This window comes from Steroidobacter agaridevorans, assembly GCF_009932555.1.
Taxonomy (GTDB): domain Bacteria; phylum Pseudomonadota; class Gammaproteobacteria; order Steroidobacterales; family Steroidobacteraceae; genus Steroidobacter; species Steroidobacter agaridevorans.
Genome location: NZ_BLJO01000015.1, coordinates 20463 through 47355, shown reverse-complemented (window position 1 = coordinate 47355; position 26893 = coordinate 20463). Strand labels below are relative to the sequence as shown.

24 protein-coding genes and 2 tRNA genes are annotated in these 26893 nt (G+C 62.4%); 2 read left to right on the top strand and 24 right to left on the bottom strand.

Annotated features, from left to right (window positions below; all coding sequences use genetic code 11):
* The first annotated feature begins 443 nt into the window (after positions 1 to 443).
* Positions 444 to 520: transfer RNA gene (locus tag GYH35_RS34130), tRNA-Met, on the top strand.
* A 241-nt stretch (positions 521 to 761) separates the two neighbouring features.
* Here GYH35_RS34130 and nuoN read toward each other — a convergent pair.
* The 21 genes from nuoN to rlmE form a co-directional block, all read right to left on the bottom strand.
* Positions 762 to 2204 carry an NADH-quinone oxidoreductase subunit NuoN gene (gene nuoN / locus GYH35_RS34125; RefSeq protein ID WP_202624989.1) on the bottom strand — a complete coding sequence of 481 codons (1443 nt, stop codon included), beginning with the start codon at positions 2202 to 2204 and terminating at the stop codon, positions 762 to 764.
* 19 nt (positions 2205 to 2223) lie between these two features.
* A complete protein-coding gene (locus GYH35_RS34120; protein WP_161816436.1) occupies positions 2224 to 3759 on the bottom strand; it encodes an NADH-quinone oxidoreductase subunit M in 1536 nt (511 codons plus the stop codon).
* Positions 3760 to 3778: 19 nt separating this feature from the next.
* The gene (gene nuoL / locus GYH35_RS34115; protein WP_161816437.1) at positions 3779 to 5896 is read right to left on the bottom strand and encodes an NADH-quinone oxidoreductase subunit L; all 2118 of its coding nucleotides are present in this window, start codon (positions 5894 to 5896) and stop codon (positions 3779 to 3781) included.
* A gap of 18 nt (positions 5897 to 5914) precedes the next feature.
* Complete coding sequence (gene nuoK / locus GYH35_RS34110; protein ID WP_129649173.1) at positions 5915 to 6220, bottom strand: NADH-quinone oxidoreductase subunit NuoK; 306 nt, start codon at positions 6218 to 6220, stop codon at positions 5915 to 5917.
* Positions 6217 to 6840 carry an NADH-quinone oxidoreductase subunit J gene (locus tag GYH35_RS34105; RefSeq protein ID WP_161816438.1) on the bottom strand — a complete coding sequence of 208 codons (624 nt, stop codon included), beginning with the start codon at positions 6838 to 6840 and terminating at the stop codon, positions 6217 to 6219. Before GYH35_RS34105 ends, nuoK begins: the two co-directional genes overlap by 4 nt.
* Positions 6840 to 7331 carry an NADH-quinone oxidoreductase subunit NuoI gene (nuoI, locus tag GYH35_RS34100; RefSeq protein ID WP_129649169.1) on the bottom strand — a complete coding sequence of 164 codons (492 nt, stop codon included), beginning with the start codon at positions 7329 to 7331 and terminating at the stop codon, positions 6840 to 6842. The genes GYH35_RS34105 and nuoI overlap by 1 nt, the downstream gene beginning before the upstream one ends.
* Positions 7332 to 7352: 21 nt before the next feature.
* Entirely contained in the window at positions 7353 to 8372 is a 1020-nt protein-coding gene (gene nuoH / locus GYH35_RS34095) for an NADH-quinone oxidoreductase subunit NuoH (protein ID WP_161816473.1), read from the bottom strand.
* A gap of 38 nt (positions 8373 to 8410) precedes the next feature.
* Positions 8411 to 10588, bottom strand: coding sequence for an NADH-quinone oxidoreductase subunit NuoG (gene nuoG, locus GYH35_RS34090; protein ID WP_161816439.1), 2178 nt, complete (start codon positions 10586 to 10588; stop codon positions 8411 to 8413).
* A gap of 125 nt (positions 10589 to 10713) precedes the next feature.
* Entirely contained in the window at positions 10714 to 12048 is a 1335-nt protein-coding gene (gene nuoF / locus GYH35_RS34085) for an NADH-quinone oxidoreductase subunit NuoF (RefSeq protein ID WP_161816440.1), read from the bottom strand.
* A gap of 30 nt (positions 12049 to 12078) precedes the next feature.
* Positions 12079 to 12666, bottom strand: coding sequence for an NADH-quinone oxidoreductase subunit NuoE (gene nuoE, locus GYH35_RS34080; protein ID WP_161816441.1), 588 nt, complete (start codon positions 12664 to 12666; stop codon positions 12079 to 12081).
* Positions 12663 to 13916 carry an NADH-quinone oxidoreductase subunit D gene (locus GYH35_RS34075; RefSeq protein ID WP_161830708.1) on the bottom strand — a complete coding sequence of 418 codons (1254 nt, stop codon included), beginning with the start codon at positions 13914 to 13916 and terminating at the stop codon, positions 12663 to 12665. Before GYH35_RS34075 ends, nuoE begins: the two co-directional genes overlap by 4 nt.
* An 8-nt stretch (positions 13917 to 13924) precedes the next feature.
* A complete protein-coding gene (locus tag GYH35_RS34070) occupies positions 13925 to 14644 on the bottom strand; it encodes an NADH-quinone oxidoreductase subunit C (RefSeq protein WP_161816443.1) in 720 nt (239 codons plus the stop codon).
* Positions 14645 to 14671: 27 nt separating this feature from the next.
* Positions 14672 to 15175 carry a NuoB/complex I 20 kDa subunit family protein gene (locus GYH35_RS34065; protein ID WP_129778973.1) on the bottom strand — a complete coding sequence of 168 codons (504 nt, stop codon included), beginning with the start codon at positions 15173 to 15175 and terminating at the stop codon, positions 14672 to 14674.
* A complete protein-coding gene (locus GYH35_RS34060) occupies positions 15166 to 15522 on the bottom strand; it encodes an NADH-quinone oxidoreductase subunit A (protein WP_129649367.1) in 357 nt (118 codons plus the stop codon). Before GYH35_RS34060 ends, GYH35_RS34065 begins: the two co-directional genes overlap by 10 nt.
* Before the next feature lie 289 nt (positions 15523 to 15811).
* Positions 15812 to 15896 (bottom strand) — tRNA-Leu (locus GYH35_RS34055).
* A gap of 44 nt (positions 15897 to 15940) precedes the next feature.
* Positions 15941 to 16363: a preprotein translocase subunit SecG gene (gene secG / locus GYH35_RS34050; protein ID WP_161830707.1), complete on the bottom strand. Its 423-nt coding sequence runs from the start codon at positions 16361 to 16363 to the stop codon at positions 15941 to 15943.
* A 34-nt stretch (positions 16364 to 16397) separates the two neighbouring features.
* A complete protein-coding gene (gene tpiA, locus GYH35_RS34045; protein ID WP_161816445.1) occupies positions 16398 to 17156 on the bottom strand; it encodes a triose-phosphate isomerase in 759 nt (252 codons plus the stop codon).
* Positions 17157 to 17257: 101 nt separating this feature from the next.
* A complete protein-coding gene (glmM, locus tag GYH35_RS34040) occupies positions 17258 to 18607 on the bottom strand; it encodes a phosphoglucosamine mutase (RefSeq protein WP_161816446.1) in 1350 nt (449 codons plus the stop codon).
* Positions 18608 to 18625: 18 nt separating this feature from the next.
* Positions 18626 to 19495: a dihydropteroate synthase gene (gene folP / locus GYH35_RS34035; RefSeq protein WP_161816447.1), complete on the bottom strand. Its 870-nt coding sequence runs from the start codon at positions 19493 to 19495 to the stop codon at positions 18626 to 18628.
* 71 nt (positions 19496 to 19566) lie between these two features.
* Positions 19567 to 21498, bottom strand: coding sequence for an ATP-dependent zinc metalloprotease FtsH (gene ftsH / locus GYH35_RS34030; protein ID WP_161816448.1), 1932 nt, complete (start codon positions 21496 to 21498; stop codon positions 19567 to 19569).
* Between the two features lie 163 nt (positions 21499 to 21661).
* Positions 21662 to 22285, bottom strand: a complete 624-nt coding sequence (gene rlmE, locus GYH35_RS34025; protein WP_161816449.1) for a 23S rRNA (uridine(2552)-2'-O)-methyltransferase RlmE — start codon at positions 22283 to 22285, stop codon at positions 21662 to 21664.
* On the opposite strand from rlmE, the gene yhbY reads away from it, so the two are divergent.
* The gene (gene yhbY, locus GYH35_RS34020) at positions 22284 to 22595 is read left to right on the top strand and encodes a ribosome assembly RNA-binding protein YhbY (protein ID WP_161816450.1); all 312 of its coding nucleotides are present in this window, start codon (positions 22284 to 22286) and stop codon (positions 22593 to 22595) included. The two genes, rlmE and yhbY, sit on opposite strands and share 2 nt — an antisense overlap.
* On the opposite strand, the gene GYH35_RS34015 is transcribed toward yhbY, so the two are convergent.
* From GYH35_RS34015 to carB, 3 genes are all read right to left on the bottom strand, one after another.
* Positions 22576 to 23064 (bottom strand): DUF4149 domain-containing protein, encoded by a 489-nt coding sequence (locus GYH35_RS34015; RefSeq protein WP_161830706.1) that lies wholly within the window; start codon positions 23062 to 23064, stop codon positions 22576 to 22578. The two genes, yhbY and GYH35_RS34015, sit on opposite strands and share 20 nt — an antisense overlap.
* A gap of 76 nt (positions 23065 to 23140) precedes the next feature.
* Positions 23141 to 23617 (bottom strand): transcription elongation factor GreA, encoded by a 477-nt coding sequence (greA, locus tag GYH35_RS34010; protein WP_161816452.1) that lies wholly within the window; start codon positions 23615 to 23617, stop codon positions 23141 to 23143.
* On the bottom strand, positions 23614 to 26883 hold the full coding sequence (gene carB / locus GYH35_RS34005) for a carbamoyl-phosphate synthase large subunit (protein WP_161816453.1): 3270 nt from the start codon (positions 26881 to 26883) through the stop codon (positions 23614 to 23616). Before carB ends, greA begins: the two co-directional genes overlap by 4 nt.
* Between the last annotated feature and the right edge of the window lie 10 nt (positions 26884 to 26893).

The window sequence follows — 26893 nt, the reverse complement described above, 5'->3', positions numbered from 1 at the left end:
TCGGCCGTCGTCAGCTGAGCACGAGTCCAAACCAACCAGAACTCACGACTCGTACACCACTTCCAGGGACGCGATCACAGTAAGCCGGCTCCTCGATAAGACCGAGTTCACGCGCCTCCGCCGACTCTAACAACGAGACGACTTCCGTGACACCGAGCCGCGCCAGACCGGCAAATTCATCGGACGCCCAATCGCCGGACCGAGGTCGTCCCATCACGCCCAGACGGCCACTGCCGATGCGCGTAATTTCGTAGAGGGTTGGTTGCATGTGTTTGTATGGAACTCCGACCGATCTTGTCGCGCCCGAGCCTTGAAAATTGCCGCCGTCGGCTTCATTTACAGCCGTAACGACGGACATTCACACTGATTTCTTTACGATTTCGCGGCCGATTATTTAGCTTGTAATGTTCGTCGCGAGGCGCTTACAATGCGCGCCCTCCTGTTGCGGGGTGGAGCAGTCTGGCAGCTCGTCGGGCTCATAACCCGAAGGTCGCAGGTTCAAATCCTGCCCCCGCTACCAACCTTGTCGGCATTCCCGCTGGCAAGTGGTTACCTGAATTTGCCGGCATCCGATTGGCCCGACCCGGGCGCGATTCAGCACGCCCGCGCCTGCAGCCACCACACCCTTCTGCTCTAGCGGAACACCACACCGCGCACGCCTCATAGGCTTTTATTGTTCTATCGCGCGGCCCAGAGAAGTTGCGCCGCTGCGGCTCGAGACAGAACCGGCAGCGGCGTATTTCGAGATTAGCGCTCTCGCCTTACGGCAGCACGCGAGCGCAAAGATCCAACAATACCGACGGGAAAATGCCGAGGGCGAGCACGGCCACGCCGTTGGCGCTCAGTACGGCGCGAAGCGTGCCGCCGGCTTCGATGTTGTAGGTGTCGGTCGGCTCATCGAAGTACATGAGCTTGATGACGCGCAGGTAGTAGAACGCACCCACGACCGACAGCAGCACGGCCACCGCCGCCAGCCAGCTCAGGCCCACATTCACCACCGCGCCGAGCACGGCGATCTTCGCCCAGAAGCCGACGAACGGCGGCACGCCGGCGGTGCTGAACATCAGCATCATCATGACAGCAGCGAACCAAGGGCTCTTGCGGGCCAGTCCCTTGAAGTCCTCGAGCTGGTCGCCTTCGAAGCCTTTGCGCGACAGCAGCAGGATCATGCCGAAGGAGCCGACCGCCATGATCACGTAGGTCAGCGTGTAGAACATCGAAGCGCGGTAGCCGTCGTTCGTTCCGGCGAGGATGCCCAGCAGGATGAAGCCGACGTGCGAGATGGTCGAGTACGCCAGCATGCGCTTGAGATTGGTCTGCGCGATGGCGACCACGTTGCCGATGATCATCGATGCGATCGAGATCGCGATCAGCATGTTCTGCCAGCTTGCGACCATCGCATCGAGACCTTCGGCGAGCACGCGGATCGCGAGGATGAACGACGCGATCTTCGGCGCGGAGCCGATGAACATGGTCACCGGCGTCGGCGCGCCGTGATAAACGTCGGGCACCCACATGTGGAACGGCACGGCGCCGAACTTGAAGGCGATGCCGACGATGACGAACGCCAGGCCGAAGATCAGGCCGAGGTTGCCCGCCCCTACTTCGCGCACCGCCACCGCCAGCTCATCGAGCTGCAACGTGCCGGCGACGCCGTAGAGAATCGAGAAGCCATACAACAGCGCGCCGGAAGCAATCGCGCCGAGCACGAAATACTTCATCGCCGATTCGGCGGCGACACCCGAGTCACGATCGAACGCCACCATCGCATACAGCGACAACGACAACAGCTCGACGCCCAGGTACACGGTCAGCAAGCTGCCGGCCGAGACCATCACCATCACGCCGAGCATCGCTACGAGCGCCAGGATGAAGAACTCGCCACGGAACAGGCCATTCCGCTGCAGGTACTCCCGCGAGTACAGCAACGACACGGCGACCGTTCCGTAGGTGAACAGCTTGAGCACATCGCCCATCGGATCGGCGATGAACATGCCATCGAACGCGATGACGCGGCCGTCGACCGCATAGTTCACGGTGACGAACGCACAGCCCGCCAGCGTGAGCATCGTGAGTCCGTAGGTGACCCAGCGCTTGCTGTCGTCCAGGAACACATCGACCAGCAGGATCACGCAGATCGCCGTCAGCAGGAAGATCTCCGCCGCCGCAGCCTGCATACCAAAGTTTGTTACTACTGCTTCCATCTACTTAGGCTCGATAGGTTCAGAGCTTGGAGACGGTGATCTGCTGCACCAGGTTTTCCACCGTGGGGCGCATCACGTCCAGCAAAGGTGCGGGCCACAGGCCGAGTCCGAGCACCGCCAAGGCGAGTACGCCGAGGACCAGGAACTCGCGGCCATTCACGTCCGTCAGTTCGGCGACGTGATGGTTGGCGACCGGGCCGAACACCACGCGCTTCACCAGCCACAAGGTGTAAGCGGCGCCGAGGATCAGCGTCAGACCCGCCAGGAATGCGTACCAGAAATCGGCACGGAAGCTGGCGAGGATCACCAGGAACTCGCCGACGAAGCCGGACGTCGCGGGCAAGCCGGAGTTCGCCATGCCGAACAGCACCATGAACGCCGCGAAGATCGGCATCGTGTTCACAACGCCGCCGTACGAGCTGATCTCACGGCTGTGCACGCGGTCGTACAGCACGCCGACGCAGAAGAACATCGCGCCGGAGATCAGGCCGTGCGAAATCATCTGCACCATCGCGCCGTCGATGCCCATCGCAGCGCCAGTCGTGTCGCCCGAGTTCACGCGCATCAACTCGAACGTGAGAAACGAGCCGAGCGTGACGAAGCCCATGTGCGCAATCGAGGAGTACGCGATCAGCTTCTTCATGTCCTGCTGCACCAGGGCGACGAAGCCGATGTACACCACCCCGATCAGCGACAGCGAGATCACCAGCCAGTCGAGCGTGTCGCTCGCATCCGGCGTGATCGGCAGCGAGAAGCGCAGGAAGCCGTAGCCGCCCATCTTCAGCATGATGGCCGCCAGGATCACCGAGCCGCCGGTGGGCGCTTCCACGTGCGCATCCGGCAACCAGGTGTGCACCGGCCACATCGGCACCTTGACCGCGAACGCGGCGAGGAACGCGACGAAAATAAACAACTGCTCGTTCAGGCCCAGCGGCAGGCGCTGGAAGTCCGCGATCGCATAGCTGCACTGGCCGGCATCGCAGGTCTGCAGATACATGTAGATCAGCGAGACCAGCATCAGCACCGAGCCGAGGAACGTGTACAGGAAGAACTTGATCGTCGCGTACACACGGCGCGGTCCGCCCCAGATGCCGATGATGATGAACATCGGGATCAGCATCGCTTCCCACAGCACGTAGAACAGCAGCGCGTCGAGCGACGCGAACACGCCGATCATCAAGCCTTCGAGGATCAGGAACGCCGCGTAGTACTGCGCCGGGCGCTTGTCGATCACGCTCCAGCCCGCAATCACGACCAGCGGCGTGATGAAGGCCGTCAGCACGATCAGCGGCATTGCGAAACCATCGACGCCAAGCGCGTAGTAGGAGTTGAACAGCGGGATCCAGGTGCGCTCCTCTACGAACTGCATCGCCGCGGTCGTGGTGTCGAAGTTCGTCCACAACAACGTCGAGATGCCGAACGTGACGGCGGTGGTAATGAGCGCAATCCAGCGACCGGCTGCGATGCCCTTGTCGCCGAGCAGGATCATGGCCACACCACCGGCGATGGGCAGCCACATCAAAACACTGAGAATGGGCCAGGTAATCGTCGACATATCGGGTTCTTACTTTGAATTACCGCAGCACATACCACGCGAGGAGCACCGACAGGCCGATGATCATCGCGAACGCGTAGTGATACAGATAGCCGGACTGAAGACGACGCATGACGCCCGACAGCCAGCCGACTGCACGCGCTGAGCCATTGACCGCCGCACCATCGATGAGGGCCACGTCACCCACCCGCCACAACGCGGTGCCAAGACCGACGCTGCCGCGCGCGAACACCGCCTGATAGATCTCGTCGAAGTAGAACTTCTTCGCGAACAGGTGATAGAGAGCCGAGAACTTGCCCGCGATCACCGCTGGCAGATCCGGACGCTTGATGTACAGGAACCACGCCGCCGCCCAGCCCGCGAACGCCAGGTAGATCGCCGGTTGCTGGAACGCGTGCAAAATGAATCCGAGCGGGCCGTGCCACTCTTCGCCGATGTGGCCGAGCACGTTGTGCTCCTCGTTCACGAACAACACGCCGTTGAAAAAATCGCCGAACAGCATCGGGCCGATCGTGACCGCGCCGATGAACAGCGACGGAATCGCCAGCAGGATCAGCGGCAATGTCACAACCCACGGACTCTCGTGCGGCTCGACCGGGCCGTGATGGCCGTGATCGTCGTGAGCGACGGCGTGCGCTCCAGCCGGCGCGTGATGGCCATGAGCAGCGGCGCCATGGTCGGCGTGTGTGTCGGGCTCGTGACCCGCGTCCGCATCGCTCGTCAGGTGCGTGCTGTTGCTCTCGCCATGCGACTCATGCGACACCTCGCGGAAACGTTCCGGACCATGGAACGTCATGAACACCAGACGGAAGCTGTAGAACGCAGTGATGAACACGCCGAGGAACACGCACCAGTACGCGTAGGTCGCGCCCGGAATGTGAGAAGCATGCACCGCTTCGATCAGCGCATCCTTCGAGAAGAAGCCCGACGTGCCCGGGAAGCCGATCAGCGCGAGCGTGCCGATGGCCGACGTCCAGTACGTGATAGGCATGTACTTCTTCAGGCCGCCCATCTTGCGCATGTCCTGCTCGTGATGCATGCCGATGATCACCGAGCCCGCCGCCAGGAACAGCAGCGCCTTGAAGAAGGCGTGCGTCATGAGATGGAACAGTGCGCCGGCGTAAGCGGACACACCGAGCGCCACCGTCATGTAGCCGAGCTGCGAGAGCGTCGAGTACGCGACCACGCGCTTGATGTCGTTGTTCACCAGGCCCAGCAGGCCCATGAAGAACGCGGTCGTCGCACCGATGACCAGCACCGTCGACAGCGCCACTTCCGACAGCTCGAACAGCGGCGACATGCGCGCCACCATGAAGATACCCGCCGTCACCATCGTTGCCGCGTGGATCAGCGCCGAGATCGGGGTCGGGCCTTCCATCGAATCCGGCAGCCACACGTGCAGCGGCACCTGCGCCGACTTGCCCATCGCGCCGACGAACAGGCAGATACAAACGACCGTGATCGCCTGCCATTCCACGCCCGGGAAGATTTCCATCGTGTTCGCGACGATCGCGTCACGCGCGTCGAACACGGTCGCGTAGTCGAGCGAGCCGGTGTAGTACGCGACGCCGGCGATGCCGAGCACGAAGCCGAAGTCGCCGACGCGGTTGACCAGGAACGCCTTCAGGTTGGCGAAGATCGCCGACGGGCGCGTGTACCAGAAGCCGATCAGCAGGTACGACACCACACCCACCGCTTCCCAGCCGAAGAACAGCTGCATGAAGTTGTTCGACATCACCAGCATGAGCATGGAGAACGTGAACAGCGAGATATAAGCGAAGAAGCGCTGATAGCCCGGGTCTTCCTTCATGTAGCCGATGGTGTAGACGTGCACGCACAGCGACACGAAGGTCACCACCGTCATCATCATGGCGCTCAGGTTGTCGACCAGGAAGCCGACTTCCATGCGAATGCCGTCGCTCACCAGCCAGGTGTAGACGGTCTGATTCACGATGGGCGCGCCGTCGACCAGCAACAGCTTCAACACGTAAGCCGAGAGGCCGAACGCGATGGCGACGCCCGCGATAGTGACGGTATGAGCACCGGCGCGGCCGATGACCTTGCCGGCGAGGCCGGCGAGGATGGCCGCCAGCAGCGGGGCGAGAACGATGGTCAGGAGTACGGATTGCGAGATCATTTCTTGTTAATCCGGGGACTAGCCTTTCATCGTGTCGAGCTGCTCGACGTTGATGCTCTTACGCTCGCGGAACAGCACCACCAGGATGGCGAGACCGATGGCGGACTCGGCGGCCGCGACCGTAAGGATGAAGAACACGAACACCTGCCCGCCGAGGTCGCCCAGCTGGCGCGCGAACGCGATGAAGTTGAAGTTCACCGCGAGCAGCATCAGCTCGATGCACATCAGCAGCAGAATGACGTTCTTCCGGTTCAGGAAGATGCCGGCGACGCTGAGCGCGAACAGAATGCCGGCCAGCATCAAAACGAAGTTCAGGGAAATCATGACTGCTTCTCCCCTCCTTCGATCACGGGAGGCATCTTCACCACACGGATGCGATCCTGGGCACGCACCGACACCTGCGCACCGATATCCTGCTGCTTCAGGCCGGCGCGGCGACGCATGGTCAGCACGATCGCGGCCACGATGGCGAGCAGCAGGATCACGGCCGCGAGCTCGAACGGATACAGATATTTGGTGTAGAGCAGCTCACCGAGCGCGCCGGTGTTGCTGTAGCCGGCTTCCGCCGCCACTTGCGTGACAGGCGTGACTTCCTGACCGAGCGTCTTCACGAACACGACGCTGCCGATCTCGGCGACGACGATCAGCGCGATCAGAATGCCGAGCGGCGCATAGCGCGTGAATCCTTCCCGCACCTCCGCAATCTTGACGTCGAGCATCATGACCACGAACAGGAACAGGACCATCACGGCGCCGACGTAGACCAGCACCAGCACGATGGCGAGGAACTCCGCTTCCAGCAATATCCACAGGACGGCGCTGTTGAAGAACGAGAACACCAGGAACAGCGCCGCGTGCACCGGGTTGCGCGCGGTAATGACGCCGATGGCTGAAACCAGCAGCACACCGGAGAACGCGTAGAAAAGAATTTCGGTGATGGACATTAGCGGTACTTCGCGTCGGCAGCTTTGTCGGCCGCGATCATGGCTTCGTAGCGATCGCCGATGGCCAGCAGCTTGTCCTTGGTCATGATGTTCTCGCCGGGATTCTCCATGTGGTACTCATGGATGCGCGTCTCGACGATGGCATCGACCGGGCAGGCCTCTTCGCAGAAGCCGCAGAAGATGCACTTGAACAGATCGATGTCGTAACGCGTGGTGCGGCGGGTGCCGTCGGCGGCGACGTCGGACTCGATGGTGATCGCCAGCGCCGGGCACACCGCTTCGCACAGCTTGCAGGCGATGCAGCGCTCCTGGCCGTTCGCGTAACGGCGCTGCGCATGCAGGCCGCGATAGCGAGGCGATTGCGGGGTCTTCTCTTCCGGGTACTGGACCGTGATGTTGGGACGCGCGACGAACTGACGCATCGTCACGTACAGACCGACGATGAGCTCGGTCAGGAAGAACGTCTTGAAAAAACTGGCAGGCGTTTTCATGGCTTACTCGGTGCTAGCGCCTTATTTCGACCAGGGTCCGATGTCGTATGCGAAGAACACGCCGAGCACGGCGAGCCAGACCAGCGTCACCGGAATGAACACTTTCCAGCCCAGGCGCATGATCTGGTCGTAGCGATAGCGCGGGAACGTCGCACGGAACCACAGGTAACAGAACAGGAAGAACGCCAGCTTCAGGAACAGCCAGTGGAAGCCCGGCGCGGTGATGAAGCCCGGCAGCGGATAGCCTTCGAACGGCGACAGCCAGCCGCCGAAGAAGAAGATCGCGGTCAGCGCCGAGATCAGGATCATGTTCACGTACTCGGCGACGAAGAACACGGCGAACGCCATGCCCGAGTACTCGACGTGGAAGCCGGCGACGATCTCCGACTCGCCTTCCACCACGTCGAACGGCGCGCGGTTGGTTTCAGCGACGCCCGAGATGAAATAGACCACGAACAGCGGAATCATCCACCAGAAGAAGTAGCTGAAGTAGCCGCCCGACTGCCGCTCGATGATCTCACCGAGATTCAGCGAGCCCGCGGCCATCACGACGCCGACGAGCGCAAAGCCCATGGCGATTTCGTAAGCGACCATCTGCGCGGCGGCGCGCATGGCGCCAAGGAACGCGTACTTCGAGTTGGTTGCCCAACCGGCGAGGATCACGCCGTACACACCCGCCGAGCTGAGCGCCAGCAGATACAACAAACCGGCGTTGATGTCGGCGACCGCGAAGCCCGGCCACAACGGTACGACGGCCCACGCGGCGAGCGCAGGAATCACGGCCAGCAGCGGCGCGATGATGAACAGGAACTTGTTGGAAGCCGTCGGGACGACGATTTCCTTCAGCATCAGCTTGAGCACGTCCGCGAACGGCTGCAGCAAACCGCCCGGGCCGACACGGTTCGGGCCGATGCGGGCTTGAATCGAGCCGATGACCCGACGCTCGGCGAGCGTCAGGAACGCCATCGTGAGAATGACGCTGATGAACAGGATCAACGCGACCACGCCGTAGAAAACCACGGCGCGGATCCATTCCGGCAGGAACGGCAGCAGCGTATTTACGAAATCAGGAACGCCACTCACGCGCCGACTCCTCGTTCTTCGCGACCTTCACGCGTGTTCTGCAATGCCGACGAACGGCGGACCATGGCGTCCACCTGGTAAATCGGCACATCGCGCACGACCGGAGCACCCGCCGCCTTCGCCTGCAACGTGCGTGTCACCGGCTTGGCTGTGAACGTCTGGCTTTCATCGAGTGCCTTGCGAATATCGGCGGTGACCTGATCGGCCGCGGTGTACTCGAAGCCAGGCAGGTTGAGGAGATTGCCAAGCACGCGCAACACCTTCCAACCCGGCCGCGACTCACCCACCGGCGATGCGGCGCCCGGCACGCTCTGCCAGCGGCCTTCGAGGTTCACATACGTGCCCGCCGTTTCGGCGAACGTGCCGATCGGCAACACCACATCGGCGAACTGAGCCGCAGTCGAGTACGGCGACAGCGCAACGACGAACTCCGCGCCTTCCAGCGCAGCGCTCACGTTCTCGGCCGCGATATCGAGCTTCGGCTCAACGGCGCCGAATACGATGTAAGCCTTGAGCTTGGCCGCGAACATGTCGGCGACGTTCAAGCCCGGCGATGACATTGCCCCGCCACCGATCGAGCGACCCGGCAGGAAGCCGACGATGTGCGCGCCGACGGCATTGCCGCCTTCCGGCAGATAACCGAGCGTCGCGCCCGTGACTTCAGCCAGCGCGCCCGCGACCAGGCGCAGATCGGCGAACGCCGGATCGCGCTGAGCAATCGCACCGAGCAGGATCAACCGACGCTCGCCTTCGCTCAGCTGCTGAGCAATGGCTTTGTGCGTGTCGTTCGGCTGAGCTTGACCCACCAGCGACGCGATCGACGCCGGCGCGGTCTTGCCGCTCGCATTGATCGCGGCGGCGGCCACTGCGATCAGATGATCGAGCGAGCCGATGCCGTTCGAGGCGAGATAACCCGCGACCGGGAACAAATAGTCGTAACGCTTCGCGTTGATGAAGGACACCTTGCCGCCCTTCAGCGCAGCCTTGCGGATGCGGTGCGCGAGCAGCGGCACTTCCTTTCGGATGTTCGAGCCGATGACCAGCACGCTGTTTGCCGTCTCGAGTTCCTTGATCGAAACACCGAGGGACGGGAACAACGGATCGCTCTCTTCGTCGCGGAAGTCCGAACGACGCAGACGATGGTCCAGGTTCGCACTGCCGAGGCCACGCGCGACGCGCGACAACAGGAACAGCTCTTCCAACGTCGAGTTCGGCGAAGCGACCGCGCCGATCTGTCCGCCGCCATGTTGTTTGGCGATGCGGCCCAGCTTCTCGGCAACCTTCTGCAGCGCCGTTTCCCAATCGGTTTCCTGCAGCACGCCGTTCTCACGGATGGAAGGCTTCAGGAGGCGATCTTCGCTGTAGATGCCCTGGTAGCTGAACCGATCGCGGTCGGCGATCCAGGTCTCGTTCACGTCTTCGTTGGCACGCGGCACGATGCGCATCACGCGACCACGCAGCACGTGTGCGTAGATGTTGGTGCCGACGGCGTCATGCGGAGAGATCAGCGGATGCTGAGTCATTTCCCAGGCACGGGCGCGATAGCGGTACGGCTTGTTGTTCAACGCGCCGACCGGGCACAGATCGATGATGTTGGCCGACAGCTCGTGATCGACGCTCTTTTCGATGAACGTGCCGATCTCGGTCATTTCGCCGCGGCCGACGGTGCCCAGCTCCTGGAATCCCTGCACGTCCTGCGTGAAGCGCACGCAGCGGGTGCAGTGAATGCAGCGGGTCATGTCGGTGGACACGAGCGGGCCGAGGTTCTTGTCTTTGACGACGCGCTTGCGCTCGCTGTAGCGAGAGATGTCGCGGCCGAAGCCCATCGCCAGATCCTGCAGCTCACATTCGCCGCCCTGATCGCAGATCGGGCAGTCGAGCGGGTGATTGATCAGCAGGAACTCCATCACGGCGCGCTGCGCGGCGATGGCTTTCGGCGACTTGGTGAAAACTTTCATGCCTTCGGCGACGGGAGTAGCGCACGCCGGCATCGGCTTGGGCGCCTTCTCCACCTCCACCAGGCACATGCGGCAGTTGGCGGCGATCGGCAACTTCTCGTGGTAACAGAAACGCGGAACGTACACGTCGTTCGCGTCCGTCACCTGGATCACCATCTGACCCTTGCGCGCCTTCATCGGCACGCCATTGACTTCAATATTGACCTCGTCACTCATATTCAATCCTGACCCTTCCAGGCCACCGACGGGCGGTTGCTCGATTCAGATGGTCTTACGGGCATCGGTTGCATCTGGCTCAGGGTAGTCGATTCATTCGGTTCGGGTTGGTCGCCGCACACTCGTTAAGCAGCGGCCGCACGGCGATCGCGTTCGACGATGCTGTGGCCATGCTCGATGATGTATTCGAATTCGTGCCGGAAGTGCTTCATGAAGCTCTGCACCGGCCAGGCGGCGGCGTCGCCGAAGGCGCAAATGGTGTGGCCTTCGATCTTGTTGGCGACGTCGACCAGCATGTCCAGATCGGACTTCTTGCCCTGCCCCGCCAGCATTCGCTTCAACATGCGGTTCATCCAGCCGGTGCCTTCACGGCACGGCGTGCACTGACCGCACGACTCGGCGTAATAGAAACGAGAGATGCGCTCGAGAGCGCGCACCATGCACGTCGTGTCGTCCATCACGATCATCGAGCCGGTGCCGAGGCTCGAGCCGACTTTGCGCACGCCGTCGTAATCCATCGTCGCGGTCATCATCGCGTCGCCGGGCACGACCGGCACGGACACACCGCCAGGGATCACGGCTTTCAACTTGCGACCGTTGCGGATGCCGCCGCAGATCTCCAGCAGGTCCTTGAACGGAATGCCGAGCGGCAGCTCGATGTTCTGCGGCTTGTTCACGTGGCCGGAGATCGAGAAGATCATCGTGCCGCCGGCGTTCGGCACGCCGAGCTCGGTGAACCACTTCGGCCCCTTGCGCAGAATCGTCGGCACCGACGCATAGCTCTGCGTGTTGTTGATCGTCGTGGGCTTGCCGTACAAGCCGAAGTTCGCCGGGAACGGCGGCTTGAAACGCGGCCGACCCTGCTTGCCTTCCAACGATTCCAGCAACGCAGTTTCCTCGCCGCAGATGTACGCACCCGCGCCGACGAACGAAAACAAATCGAAGTCCACGCCCGAGCCCAGCAGATTCTTGCCGAGCAAGCCCGCGGCATAAGCCTCTTTCAACGCTTCTTCGAAACGCGGCACGGGCTCATCGAGGAACTCGCCGCGGATGTAGTTGTAACCAACCGAGGCGCCCATGCAGTAACCACCGATGGCCATACCTTCGATCAGCGCATGCGGGTTGTAGCGCAGGATGTCGCGGTCGTGGCAGGTGCCTGGCTCGCTCTCGTCCGAATTACAGACGACGTATTTCTGGCCCGGCGCATTGCGCGGCATGAAGCTCCACTTCATGCCCGTCGGGAAGCCGGCGCCGCCGCGGCCACGCAGGCCGGAAGCCTTCACCTGCTCGATGATCTCTTCCTTCGGCGTCTTCTCGCGCAGGATCTTCTCCCACACTTCGTAGCCGCCGGTCTTGCGATAGCTCTCGATCGACGACGGACGCTCCATACCGAGCGTCGCGAAGCAGACGAAGTTGCTCGCGTACTTGCCTAACAGCAGTTTGTTTGATTCGTCAGTCATGGTTGGCGATGGCTGTTGAGTCTCGCGACCTTACTTGTGCCGATCCAGAATCTCGTCGATCTTCTCGGGCGTGAGATTCTCGAAGTACACGTGGTCGACCATCATCATCGGCGCGTTGTTACACGCGGCCAGACATTCCTCTTCGCGCTTCAGGAAGAAGCGGCCATCAGGCGTGCTCTCGCCCACCTTGATGCCGAGCCGCTTCTCGACGTGCGACAACATTTCCTCGCCGCCGCACAACATGCAGGAGATGTTGGTGCACACCGAGATGCTGTGGCGGCCTACCGGCTTGGTCTCGAACATCGAATAGAACGTCGCGACCTCGTAGACCTGGATCGGCGGCAGGCCGATGTACTCGGCGACCGCGTCCATCGATTCCTTGGTGAGGTAGCCGCCGATGTCGTGCTGCACGGCGCGTAGCGCCGCGATCACCGCCGAGCGCTTGCGATCCGGCGGAAACTTCGTCAGCCAATGATCGATTTCATGGCGCGCATGCTCGGACAGAATGCTCTTGCGACCGTGCGGCGCGTCGTGAGCGACTTCACCCGTATCGATTTCATTCAACTCCGGCGCGCTCTTGCCGCCGTCGTTGGAACCTGGATCTTGCGTGCCGCTCATCGGTCGACTTCCCCGAATACGATGTCCTGGGTGCCGATCACGGCCACCACGTCCGCCAGCAAGTGACCCTGCACCATCTCTTCCAGCGAAGCGAGATGTGCAAAGCCCGGCGCGCGACACTTCACGCGATAGGGCTTGTTGGCGCCATCGGACACCAGATAAATACCGAATTCGCCTTTCGGCGCTTCCACGGCGGCGTAGGTCTCGCCCGCCGGCACGCAGTAACCTTCGGTGAACAATTTGAAGTGATGAATCAGCGATTCCATGTCGCCCTTCATCTCTTCGCGCTTCGGTGCGGAGACCTTGTGATCTTCCAGCATCACCGGGCCGGGATTGGCGCGCAGCCAGTCGACGCACTGCTTGACGATGCGATTCGACTGACGCATCTCTTCGATGCGCACCAGATAACGATCGTAGCAATCGCCGTTCACGCCGACCGGAATGTCGAAGTCCATGCGGTCGTACACTTCGTACGGCTGCTTCTTGCGCAGGTCCCATTCGATACCGGAACCGCGCAGCATCGCGCCAGTGAAGCCGAGCTGCAGCGCCCGCTCCGGCGATACGACGCCGATGTTCACCGTGCGCTGTTTCCAGATGCGGTTGTCGGTGAGCAATGTTTCATACTCATCGACGTTCGCGGGGAAGCGCGCGCAGAAGTCATCGATGAAGTCGAGCATGCTGCCGCGACGACGCTCGTTGAGCCGATCCACGTCGGTCTGCGAGCGCCACTTCGACGGCTGATACTTCGGCATCGTGTCCGGCAGGTCGCGATACACGCCGCCCGGACGATAGTAAGTCGCGTGCATGCGCGTGCCCGACACTGCCTCGTAGCAGTCCATCAGGTCTTCGCGCTCACGGAACGCATACAAGAAGACGGTCATCGCGCCGATGTCGAGGCCGTGCGCACCGAGCCACATCAAGTGATTCAGGATGCGAGTGATCTCATCGAACATCACACGGATGTATTGAGCGCGCTCCGGCACCTTGATGCCGAGCAGCTTCTCGATCGCCATCACATAGGCGTGCTCGTTGCACATCATCGACACGTAGTCGAGACGATCCATGTAGCCGATCGATTGATTGAACGGCTTGGACTCGGCGAGCTTCTCGGTGCCCCGATGCAACAGACCGATGTGCGGATCGGCCTTCTGGATGACCTCGCCATCCATCTCCAGCACCAGGCGCAAGACGCCGTGCGCGGCAGGATGCTGCGGGCCGAAGTTCAGCGTGAAATTATGAATGTCTGCCATGTCAGAACTCAGCGATTCGCGGGCGAGGCAGCAGCGCCGACCGGGACTTCCTTGAGCACCTGGTCGTAACGGTTGTCTTCGCGAATGACGCGCGGCACGAGCGTGCGCGGCTCGATGGTCACCGGCTGGTAAACGACGCGGCCCTTGGCCGTGTCGTACTTGACCTCGACGTTGCCGATCAGCGGGAAATCCTTGCGGAACGGATGGCCGATGAAGCCGTAGTCGGTGAGGATGCGGCGCAGGTCCGGATGATTCCGGAACATGATGCCGAACAGATCGAAGGCCTCGCGCTCGAACCAGTTGGCGCTGTTCCACACGTCGTAGACGGAATCGATCACCGGCGGCTCGCCTTCGTTGGTGAAGCAGCGCAGGCGCAGGCGCCAGTTGTTGGAAATCGAGAGCAGCTGATAGATGACGGCGAAGCGCGGCTGCTTCGTCTCCTCGCTGACATGTTCCTTGATGCGATTCACGCCGCGGCTGAAACCGGTGGCGGTCGATGCCAGCGTGTTCCACTCTTCGCGGCCGTAATCCAGATAGTCCACGCCGGCCAGATCGATCAGCTGCTCGAAGCCGAACTCTGCGTTGTCACGCAGCTCGCGGCACACAGCAATCAAGTTGGCGGCGTCGACTTCGAACGCAACTTCGTTGGGCAACGCCGGCAGCGGACGCAGCTCTTGAGCAAAGCGCGCCGTCAGTCGCGAGGCCAATGTCTCGGTACGTGAACTCATCCAGTTCTCGCTAAACCTAAGCCCGAATCAACGGGCGATCGTGCTGGTGCGGCGGATCTTGTTCTGCAATTGCAGGATGCCGTACAGCAATGCTTCGGCACTCGGCGGGCAGCCCGGCACGTACACATCGACCGGAACGATCCGGTCGCAGCCGCGCACCACCGCGTACGAGTAGTGGTAGTAACCGCCGCCATTGGCGCAGGAACCCATCGAGATGACCCAACGGGGCTCGGGCATCTGGTCATAGACCTTGCGCAGCGCCGGCGCCATTTTGTTCACCAGCGTGCCGGCCACGATCATCACGTCCGACTGACGCGGGCTCGGGCGGAACACCACGCCGAAACGATCGAGGTCATAGCGGGCCGCGCCCGCGTGCATCATCTCGACCGCACAACAGGCGAGACCGAAAGTCATCGGCCACATCGAACCGGTGCGCGCCCAGTTCATGAGCGAATCGACCGTGGTGGTCATGAAGCCGCGTTGAGTTACCGCGGCGTCCGGCGTTTCCGCCGTGGGAGCCGTCAATCCCATTCCAACGCCCCCTTCTTCCACTCGTACACGAAGCCCACCACCAGGATCAGCAGAAACACCCCCATGGCGGCGAGCCCGACCATGCCGACCGCGTCGAGCGCGACCGCCCACGGAAACAGGAAGGCGATTTCCAGGTCGAACACGATGAACAGGATGGCCACCAGGTAATAACGCACGTCGAATTTCATGCGCGTATCGGAATAAGCCTCGAAGCCGCACTCGTAAGCGGAGAGTTTTTCGGCATCGGGTTTGCGGGGGCCGAGCAGGAAGCCCAGGCCGATGAGCACGGAGCCGAGCACGGCGGCCACGCCCAGAAAAATCAGGATGGGAACGTAGTTCTGCAACATCGCGTAAGTCGCTGACGCGCCGGGTCCGGCGGCGGCGCGCATTGTATCAGGCCGGTCCAAAAAGGGTTCTATAAGAATTGCACGAAGGCAGCCTTCTTCGGCGAAGAACCCTCGAAACAGCCGAAAAACAGCGGTAGTTGTGCGCAGTCGAATCAACGCTGGACTACGCCACCCGCCGCTGGAAGGCGGGCGCAGGATACGCTGAATCAGGCAGTTGGCAAGCATCTGCGGGAGGCTGCGGAAGGCGCGCTCCCGGGCGGGAAGTGAATTCTTTGTTATCGAATATAAATGGTGCGGCTGAGAGGACTCGAACCTCCACGGATTGCTCCACTACCACCTCAAAGTAGCGTGTCTACCAGTTCCACCACAGCCGCACTGAAATCGACTTGCGAGTTTCTTTGTCTCGCTCAAAAACCTTCTACTGTTTCGGCGGTTCACTCGGAGCCGGTTGAGGGGCCGGTTCCGCGGGCTTTTCTACCGCCGGTTCTACTACCTGATTGCTCGCTGGATTCGCAGGCGGCGTCGCCGGCGTCGTGGCGGGCAGCTCAGGCGCCTTGTCCTGCAAATTCACGCGATCGATCACGCTCTTCGGCGCATCTGGCGCGCGACCGCCCAGATAGGCCAGCGTCAAGCTGGTCACGATGAACAACGCTGCGAGCGTCGCCGTCGTGCGAGACAGGAACGACGCCGAGCCACGAGCACCGAACACCGTGCCCGACGCGCCCGCGCCGAAGCCGGCGCCTGCATCGGCGCCCTTGCCTCGCTGGAGCAACACCAGCGCCACAATGGCCGCGGCGATCAACAGGTGAAAAATCACCACCGCCGAATGTAACCAGTTCATACGATTCCAATTCCGCTCTTAATGAGCCCGGTCTTCAATGAGCTTGACCCGCCGCGCAGATCTTCAAAAACTCATCTGCCTTGAGCGACGCGCCGCCGATCAGTCCACCGTCGACATCCGGCATCGCGAAGATCTCCTTCGCATTGCCGGCCTTCACGCTGCCGCCATACAGCACCCGCAAACGGGCCGCGATATTAGCATCACGAGCCGCCACCTCGGCGCGAATATGTGCGTGAACGTCCTGCGCCTGCTCCGGCGTCGCGTTCTTGCCCGTACCGATCGCCCAGACAGGCTCGTACGCGAGCACCGCCTGCTGTAGCGCCCCGGGGGCCGCCACATCCAAAACCGCTTTCAACTGCCGGGACACCACTTGCGTGGTCTGCCCTTTCTCCCGCTCCTCCAACGTTTCGCCGACGCAGAGGATCGGGATCAGACCCTGCGCTTGCGCCGCCAGAAACTTACGCGCCACCAGCGCGTCGTCCTCGCGATAAATCGTACGCCGCTCGGAGTGGCCCACGATCACATACGTGCAACCGACATCCTTCAACATGGCCGCCGAAGCTTCGCCGGTGAACGCACCGATCGATTCGGCGCACACCGATTGGGCGCCCAGCTTCACGATCGAATCCTTCAGCAGCCGCCCCACTTCCCACAGGTACACATTGGGCGGACACACGGCGATATCGACCGGCACCTGCCCCGGCAACCCGAGCAGCAGTCCCTCGATCAACTCGGCGTTCTGGGCGCGCGAGCCGTGCATCTTCCAATTCCCGGCAATGAATGGCCGGCGCATCGGCGTACCTCCACAGTTGGTGTTCGGGCGGCCCTGCGAAGGGCGCGGAAGCTTAGCGGCGAGTCAGGCCGAAATCAAACCGAAACCGCAGGTTATACAACTTAGCCCACGGCCACCTTCTGTTCCGCGGCCGCCGCCACCGTACCGGCCAATTCCCGGCAGATCTCCCTGACCAGCTTTTCGTCCCTGCCTTCGACCATGACGCGGATCACGGGTTCAGTGCCCGACGGACGCAGAACGATGCGGCCCGTGCCAGCCAGCTTCGCCTCGGCGCGCGCCACCGCCTCGGTAATCTGGGTGGAGCTGAACGGGTCGATCTTCTTGGCGACCCGCACGTTCTCCATCACCTGCGGATACTTCGGCATCGGCGCGGCCAGCTCGGCCAGGCTGCTGCCGGTCTCCTTCATGATCGCCAGGACCTGCAGCGCGCAGATCAAAGCATCGCCGGTCGTGGTGTGATCGAGCGCCAGCAGGTGGCCCGAGGTCTCGCCACCGAGCGTGCCGCCGGTCTCCTTCAGCAACTCCATCACGTAACGATCGCCGACCTTGGCGCGACGGAATTCGATGCCCTCTTTCTGCAGCGAATGCTCCAGACCGAGATTGCTCATGACGGTGCCGACGACCGGTCCCTTCAACAGCCCCTTCTTCTTACGGTCGCGCGCGATGATGTACAGCAGTTGATCGCCATCGACGGTGCGGCCGAGGTTATCGACCATCACCAGACGATCGCCGTCGCCGTCGAGCGCGATGCCCGCCTGCGCCTGCACGCCCGGCACCGTGAGTTGCAACAAGCTGGGCGACGTCGAGCCGCAATTCAAATTGATGTTGCGGCCGTTCGGCGAGGAGCCGATCGGCACGATCTCGGCGCCGAGATCGGCGAGGATGCGCGGGCCGACTTTGTAACCGGCGCCGTTGGCGCAATCGATCACCAGCTTGAAGCCCGACAAATCCAGGCCCGGCACGGTGCTCATCGCGAATTCCTGGTAACGCACGCGCGACTTGTCGACGCGCGTTGCGCGACCGAGCTCGCTCGAGCTGCGGGTCACCGGCGGCTCATCGAGATACTGCTCGATCTGCGCTTCGATCTCGTCGGTCAGCTTGCCGCCGTTGCGATCGAAGAACTTGATGCCGTTGTCTTCGTACGGATTGTGAGAAGCGCTGATCACCACGCCGAAGTCGCATTCGAAACGTTTGGTGAGATAGGCGATGCCGGGCGTCGGCAGCGGGCCGATCAACATCACGTTCACGCCCGAAGCGACGAAGCCCGCCTCCAGCGCCGACTCGAACATATAACCGGAGATGCGCGTGTCCTTGCCGACCAGCACCGTCCCGCCCTTCGGCGCGAGCACACGCGCCGCCGAGCTCGCCAGTTTCAGTGCGAATTCCACGGTCAGCGGATGCTCGCCAACGCGGCCACGCACGCCATCGGTGCCAAAGTACTTGCGGCTCAAAACGAATCCCTCGAGTGTTTAGTTTTCAATCGGCGCGCGTGCGTTATAACCGGCAGCGCGTAGGGCCTGGGCGACTTTCACGGCGTCCACCGTCTCGGCCACGTCGTGGACGCGAAGGATAGCAGCCCCGGCCAGCACGGCGGCCGTAGCCACGGCCAATCCGCCCGCCAGGCGCTGTTCCACCGGCCGGCCCAGCAAGGTCTGGAACATCGATTTGCGCGACACCCCGACCAGCAGCGGCAGCCCAGCGTCGAATCCTGGACGGCCCAGCTCGGGCAGGTGCGCCAGCAGGGCGAGATTATGCTCAAGCCGCTTGCCGAATCCGATACCGGGGTCAAGAACCAGACGATCCCGGCCGATTCCGGCAGCCAGACAGGCCTCGACCCGCTGCTCCAGGAATGCCCTCACTTCCCCTACTACGTCATCGTAGCGAGGCTCGTGCTGCATGGTCCGCGGCTGCCCCTGCATGTGCATGAGACACACGGCCGCATCGGTGCGAGCCGCCGCTTCGAGCGCGCCGGGCTCGCGCAGGGCTCGAACGTCATTGATCAAACTGGCGCCGGCCGCGACGGCTGCGGACATCACGGCGGCTTTGCTGGTATCGATGGAGATGGGAATGGAGGTGCGAGCGACGAGCGCTTCGATCACGGGCACGACGCGACCGATCTCTTCTGCTTCGCTCACATCGGCAGCGCCGGGTCGAGTGGACTCGCCGCCCACATCGATCATGCCGGCGCCCTGCTCGATCATTCGCAGAGCGTGCTCGACGGCTCGCGATACGTCGATGAACTGGCCGCCATCGGAAAACGAATCCGGCGTGACATTGAGGATACCCATCACGAGCGGATGGGACAAATCGATCGTGTGGCGGCCGCAGCGTAGCTGCATACAGTGGTGTCCGAATAAAACAAAAGAGGCGCGTTGCCGCGCCTCTTTGTACTCGACTCGTAAGCCGCGAGTTAGTGCTGGCTGGCCGGCTTGCCGATCGGGGCCTCGCCCTTCTCGCGCTCACGGCCCTTGCCGCTGCCATTGCCGCCGAACGGCGCACCGCTGTCGTCCCAGCCGGCGGGCGGCTTCGGATCGCGGCCTTCCATGATGTCCTTGATCTGATTCTCGTCGATGGTCTCGTACTTGATCAGCGCCTCGGACATCTTGTGCAGCTTGTCCAGGCTCGACTCGAGGATGTCCTTGGCACGCTTGTAGTTCGTGTCGATGAGATAACGCACTTCCTCGTCGATAGCGTGCGCCGTCACGTCGGACACCTGCTTGTGCTGCGTTACCTGGCGACCCAGGAACACCTCGCCCTGGTCCTCGCTGTAAGTCAGCGGACCGAGCTTGTTCGACAGACCCCACTTCGTGACCATGTTGCGGGCGATTTCGGTCGCACGCTCGATGTCGTTCGACGCGCCGGTCGTGATCGACTCGGGTCCGAAGATGATTTCCTCGGCGATACGGCCGCCGAACAGCGTGCTGATGCGGCTCTCCAGCCGACGCTTGCTGGTGCTGTAGCGATCGGCTTCCGGCAGGAACATCGTCACGCCCAGCGCACGGCCGCGCGGGATGATGGTGACCTTATAGACCGGATCGTGCTCGGGCACCGTCAAGCCGATGATGGCGTGACCGGCCTCGTGATACGCAGTGAGCTTCTTCTCCTGCTCGTCCATGACCATGGAGCGGCGCTCGGCGCCCATCATGATCTTGTCCTTGGCGCGCTCGAACTCGTCCATCGTCACCGTGCGACGGTTGGCGCGAGCGGCGAACAACGCAGCCTCGTTCACCAGGTTGGCGAGATCGGCGCCAGAGAAGCCCGGCGTACCGCGCGCGATCACCTGCGGCTTCACGTCTTCGGCCAGCGGCAGCTTGCGCATGTGAACTTTCAGGATCTGCTCGCGACCGCGCACATCCGGCAGCGGCACCACGACCTGACGGTCGAAGCGGCCCGGACGCAGCAGCGCCGGATCGAGCACGTCGGGACGGTTGGTGGCAGCAATGACGATCACGCCCTCGGTGCCTTCGAAACCATCCATCTCGACCAGCAACTGGTTCAAGGTCTGCTCGCGCTCGTCGTGACCGCCGCCCAGGCCGGCGCCACGATGGCGGCCGACGGCGTCGATTTCGTCGATGAAGATGATGCAGGGCGCGTGCTTCTTCGCCTGGTCGAACATGTCACGCACGCGGCTCGCGCCCACGCCGACGAACATTTCGACGAAGTCGGAACCGGAAATCGTGAAGAACGGCACCTTCGCTTCGCCGGCGATGGCGCGGGCGAGCAGCGTCTTACCGGTACCTGGCGAGCCGACCATCAGCACGCCGCGCGGAATCTTGCCGCCCAGGCGCTGGAACTTGCCCGGGTCTTTGAGGAACTCGACGATCTCGACCACTTCTTCCTTGGCTTCGTCCACGCCCGCGACATCGGCGAACGTGACTTGCACCTGGTCTTCGCCGAGCAGGCGTGCGCGACTCTTGCCGAAGGACATGGCCCCCCTGCCGCCGGCGCCGCCCTGCATCTGACGCATGAAGTACACCCACACCGCGATCAACAGCAGGATGGGGAACGAAGAAATGAACAGCTGCATCAGGAACGACTGGCGCTCCGGCGCGGCGCCCGAGAACTTCACGTTGTTGTCCATCAGCGTGCCGATCAGCGCGTTGTTCTCCGTCTCGGGATTGTTGACGGTGAACTGCTCGCCGTTGGTGCGGACGCCCCGAATGACATCGGTGGTCTTGTTGAGGGTGACTTCGGCGACGCCGCCGTCCTTCACCTGTTGCAGGAAGGTGGAGTACGGCATCTCCTGTACTCCGCCGGACCGCGCACTGAAGTTGCTGACCACCGTGGCGACAACCACGGCGATGACGATCCAGAGTACGATGTTCTTGGCTAGGTCGTTCAAAGTCCCATCCTCGTGCGCCTGGTCCTATGCCTTCATGGTCAAGAACGCTGGCGGCAGCCTGGAAGTAAATAAGTAGGCGCCGATTGACACTACACCACCGGACCGGGACGCGCCATAACCGACTTCCTGATCCGGAGCAACCCTAAAACTAAGAGCGACCAGCTTAAGCCTTAAAGTCCCGGCCCAGCAGGTAAAGTTCCGGACTTCGCTGGCGAGAGGCATCCGGTTTACGGACCTTGACACTGGCAAAGCTCGCCCGGAGCTCTTTCACGAACGGTTGAAAGTGCCGTCCCTGGAATACCTTGACCAGAAAATCGCCCCCTGGCCGGAGCCGCTGACGGGCAAATTCCAGTGACAGTTCAACCAGATGCATCGAACGGTCATGGTCCACATCGGCGATGCCGGTGGTATTTGGGGCCATATCCGACATTACAAGCTGCGGGCGCTCCTCCCCGAGCATTTGTTCCAACTGCGCCAGCACCGCATCGTCGGAAAAGTCGCCCTGCAGGAAGTCGACGCCGACGATGGCGTCCATCGGCAGGATGTCGAGGGCCACGATCCGGCCCCTGCCCTGCAGTAGCTTGGCCGCCAGCTGGCTCCAGCCACCCGGAGCGGCGCCCAGGTCGACGATGGTCATGCCGGGGCGGATGAGACGGTCGGCCCGCTGAATCTCTTCCAGCTTGAACACGGCGCGCGAGCGATAGCCCATCTGCCGCGCCTGTTTTACGTACGGGTCGCTCTCATGTTCGGCGAGCCATTCCCGGCTCGATTTAGTACGCTTAGCCATGACTTCAGCTCAGCAGCTTTCGGAAAAGCAGAAAAAGTATCTCCGGGGTCTGGCGCACGGCCGCGATCCCATCATTCTCATCGGCACCTCGGGATTGTCGCCCGGAGTCGCCAAGGAGTTCGATCTCGCGCTCGGCGCGCACGAACTGGTGAAAGTGAAAGCCCGCGTCGGCGACCGTGACGAGCGCGACAACATTCTCGCCGAACTGGCCAAGCAAAGCGGCAGCGCTCTGGTCCAGCGCATCGGCAATGTGGGTGTGTTCTACCGCCCGCACAAGGACAAGCCGAAGATCATTCTCCCGGCCGATTGACGTCGGGCTGGCGCGCCTTCCACACCAGCGCCAACGCACTCAAACAGGCGATAAGGAACAGCACGGCGGATACGCCGTGAAGCATCCCGAAGCGAGCCATGTCGTTCGCTTCGCGGGCCGTGTTCATCATCGGGCCGAGGATCAGCTCGCTCGCCAAGGGCGCAGCCGCGGTCAGCAGGATCAACCAGAGAATCGTCTTGCTGGTAACGAAGGCTTTGCGCGCGGCGAACAAAGCGATCAGCAGCATCGCGATGACGACGCCCAGCCAGGTCTCGATATGAAACAGCCGCGCCGCCATCTGCCCTGCCAGCCGGCGCTCGGGCAGCGTCGCGAACAACTGCGGCGCGACGATGCCACACACCGTCCACAGTGAGCCGGCCCAGAGCGTGACCAGGAACGTCACGCAGAAGTCGAGCAGTCTCCGGCCGCGCGGCGCCGGCAATGCTGTCTCTTCCGTTAGGGTGGCCATGAATACGCCGCCTATGATTCGCTGCCCTTCCGAGCCGGCGCGACAGGCAAAATAACAACTGTTGTTGCGTTATGAGCTAGAGGTAGCGGACGCCGACGATCTCGTAGCTCTTCGTGCCGTTGGGCGCGACCACATCCACGACATCGCCTTTCGACTTGCCAACGAGCGCGCGCGCGATCGGTGACGAGACCGAGATCAGGCCGTGCTTGATATCGGCTTCGGCGTCGCCGACGATCTGATAGAGCACCTTGTTGCCGGTGTCCTCGTCTTCCAGATCGAGGGTCGCGCCGAACACCACTTTATCCGTGGCCGGCAGCGACGCGACGTCGATGATCTCCGAGTTCGACAGGTGCGACTCGATGTCCTTGATGCGGCCTTCGATGAAGCTCTGCTGTTCGCGCGCAGCGTGATATTCCGCGTTCTCGCTCAAATCGCCATGAGCGCGCGCCTCGGCAATCGCCTGGATCACGCGCGGACGATCTTCGCTCTTCAAACGCTTCAGCTCGGCGCGCAGCTTCTCGGCGCCTTTCAAAGTCAACGGCAGACGTTTCACGATGCGATCTCCAATCGCTGGCCGGCCGTGCCTGTCTCGCTGGTGCGCGAGATCTCCTGATGCAGATCCTGCAATCGGTTCACGTCGACCTCATTCATGTGGGCAATGGCATCGCAGGTCGCAAGTCCCGCGGCCACGGTCGTGTAGTACGTGACGCGCTTATGGACCGCTTCGCGACGGATGGAACGCGACTCGAAGATCGCCTGCTTGCCTTCGGTGGTATTGACGATCAGCGAAATCTCGTCGTTTTTTATCATGTCCACGATGTGAGGGCGACCCTCGCGCACCTTGTTCGCGACGCGGCACGGAATTCCCGCATTGGTAATGCCTTCCGCGGTGCCAGAGGTTGCAACGATTTCAAATCCCTGCGCGACCAGGCGCCGCGCCAGCTGCACTGCCGCGGGTTTGTCGCGGTCGCGCACGCTGATCAAGCAAACGCCGCGCGTCGGCAGAATGACGCCGGAGGCGAGCTGCGCCTTCGCGTAAGCCTCGCCGAACGAACGGCCGGTGCCCATCACCTCGCCGGTGGATTTCATTTCCGGTCCGAGGATGGGATCGGCCTCGGGGAACTTCGCGAACGGGAACACGGATTCCTTCACCGCGAAGAACTTCGGCACGCGCTCCTCGGTCAAGCCGAGCTCCTTCAACTTCGCGCCGGCCATGACACGTGCAGCCATCTTCGCGAGCGGCACACCGGTCGCTTTGGAAACGAACGGCACGGTGCGCGAGGCGCGCGGATTGACTTCGAGGATGTAGACGATGCCGTTCTGGATCGCGAACTGAATGTTCATCAGACCCACGACTTTCAAGCCTCGAGCGAGCTTGCGCGTCTGCTCCTTCAGATCGGCCTGCGTCTCGGCCGACAGGCTGTTCGGCGGCAGCGAGCAACCCGAGTCGCCCGAATGCACACCGGCCTGCTCGACGTGCTCCATGATGCCGCCGATATAAACATCCTCGCCGTCGCAGATCGCATCGACGTCGACTTCGATGGCCTGATCGAGGAAGCGGTCGAGCAGCACCGGGCTGTCGTTCGACACCTTCACCGCATCGGTCATGTAAGTGCGCAAGTCGTCTTCGGTGAAGACCACTTCCATGGCGCGGCCGCCGAGCACGTACGAAGGACGCACGACCAGCGGGAAGCCGACCGTCTTCGACATGGTGATGGCCTGCTCTTCGGTGCGGGCCGTGCAATTCGGCGGCTGCTTCAGATTCAGCTGCTGCACGAGTTGCTGGAAACGCTCGCGGTCTTCGGCAACGTCGATCGCATCCGGCGTCGTGCCGATGATCGGCGCGCCGGCGGCTTCGAGAGCGCGGCACAGCTTCAGCGGCGTCTGGCCGCCGTACTGAACGATCACGCCGACCGGCTTTTCTTTATCGATGATCTCCATTACGTCCTCGAGCGTCAGCGGCTCGAAGTACAGACGATCCGACGTGTCGTAGTCGGTGGAGACCGTTTCGGGATTGCAGTTGACCATGATGGTCTCGTAGCCCGCCTCGCGCAGCGCGAGCGCCGCGTGCACGCAGCAGTAATCGAACTCGATGCCCTGCCCGATACGATTCGGGCCGCCGCCGAGAATCATGATCTTCTTGCGGTCGGTCGGGTTCGCTTCGCACTCCTCGTCATAGGACGAGTACATGTATGCGGTCGAGGTCGAGAACTCAGCGGCGCAAGTGTCGACGCGCTTGAACACCGGACGGATGCCCATGGTGATGCGCTTACGACGCACGCTCGCCTCATCGAGGCCGAGCAGCGTTGCGAGACGACGATCGGAGAAGCCTTTGCGCTTGAGCGTCCACACGCGATCGCGCGTGAAGGCTGCGAGCCCCTGCTCGCGCACTTTTTCCTCTTCGAGCACGATGTCGTGGATCTGCGCGAGGAACCAGGGATCGATGCGCGATAGCGACTGCACTTCGTTGAACGACAGGCCGCCGCGAAATGCATCGCCGACATAGCGCAGGCGATTCGGGCCCGGCATGCGCAGCTCTTCGCGCAGCTTGTGCATCTGCTCTTCGGCGATCGGCAGCGTCAGCAACGGATCGAGACCGTCGGTGCCGACTTCCATGCTTCGCAGCGCCTTCTGCAGCGACTCCTGGAACGTGCGACCCATGGCCATCGCCTCGCCCACCGACTTCATCTGGGTCGTGAGGCGATCGTTGGCGCCCGGGAATTTCTCGAACGTGAAGCGCGGAATCTTGGTGACGACGTAATCGATGGTCGGCTCGAACGAAGCCGGCGTCGCGCCGCCCGTGATCTCGTTGCGCAACTCATCGAGCGTGTAGCCGACCGCGAGCTTGGCGGCGACCTTCGCGATCGGAAAGCCCGTCGCCTTCGACGCGAGCGCCGACGAGCGCGACACGCGCGGATTCATTTCGATGATGAGCAGACGGCCGTCGGCGGGATTGAGCGCGAACTGCACGTTCGAGCCGCCGCACTCCACACCGATCTTGCGCAACACCGCGATCGAGGCGTTGCGCATCATCTGATATTCCTTGTCCGTCAGCGTCTGCGCCGGCGCGACCGTGATCGAGTCGCCGGTGTGCACGCCCATCGGATCGAGGTTTTCGATGGAGCAGATGATGATGCAGTTGTCCGCGCGATCGCGGACCACTTCCATCTCGTATTCCTTCCAGCCGATCACCGACTCTTCGAGCAGCACTTCGGAAGTCGGCGACGCGTCGAGGCCGCGCTCGACGATGGTGACGAACTCTTCGCGGTTATATGCGATACCGCCGCCCGAGCCGCCCATCGTGAACGAGGGACGAATGATCGTGGGAAAGCCGATCTCGGCCTGCACCGCCAGCGCTTCATCCATGCTGTGCGCGATCTTCGAACGCGGCGACTCCAGGCCGATCTCACGCATGGCGTTGCGAAACTTCTCGCGGTCCTCGGCCATGTCGATGGCCTCGCGAGACGCGGCGATCAATTCGACGCCGTGTTTTTCCAGCACGCCTTCGCGCACCAGATCGAGCGCGCAGTTGAGCGCCGTCTGTCCGCCCATCGTGGGCAGCAGTGCGCTGGGACGCTCCTTCTCGATGATGCGCTCCACCGTGCGCCAGTTGATGGGCTCGATGTAGATGGCGTCGGCGGACTCGGGGTCCGTCATGATGGTGGCCGGATTGGAGTTCACCAGGATGACGCGGTAGCCCTCTTCCTTGAGCGCCTTGCAGGCCTGCGCGCCGGAATAGTCGAACTCACACGCCTGGCCGATGACGATGGGGCCGGCGCCAATGATCAGGATGCTTTTTAGATCGGTACGTTTGGGCATGTGTGATCGG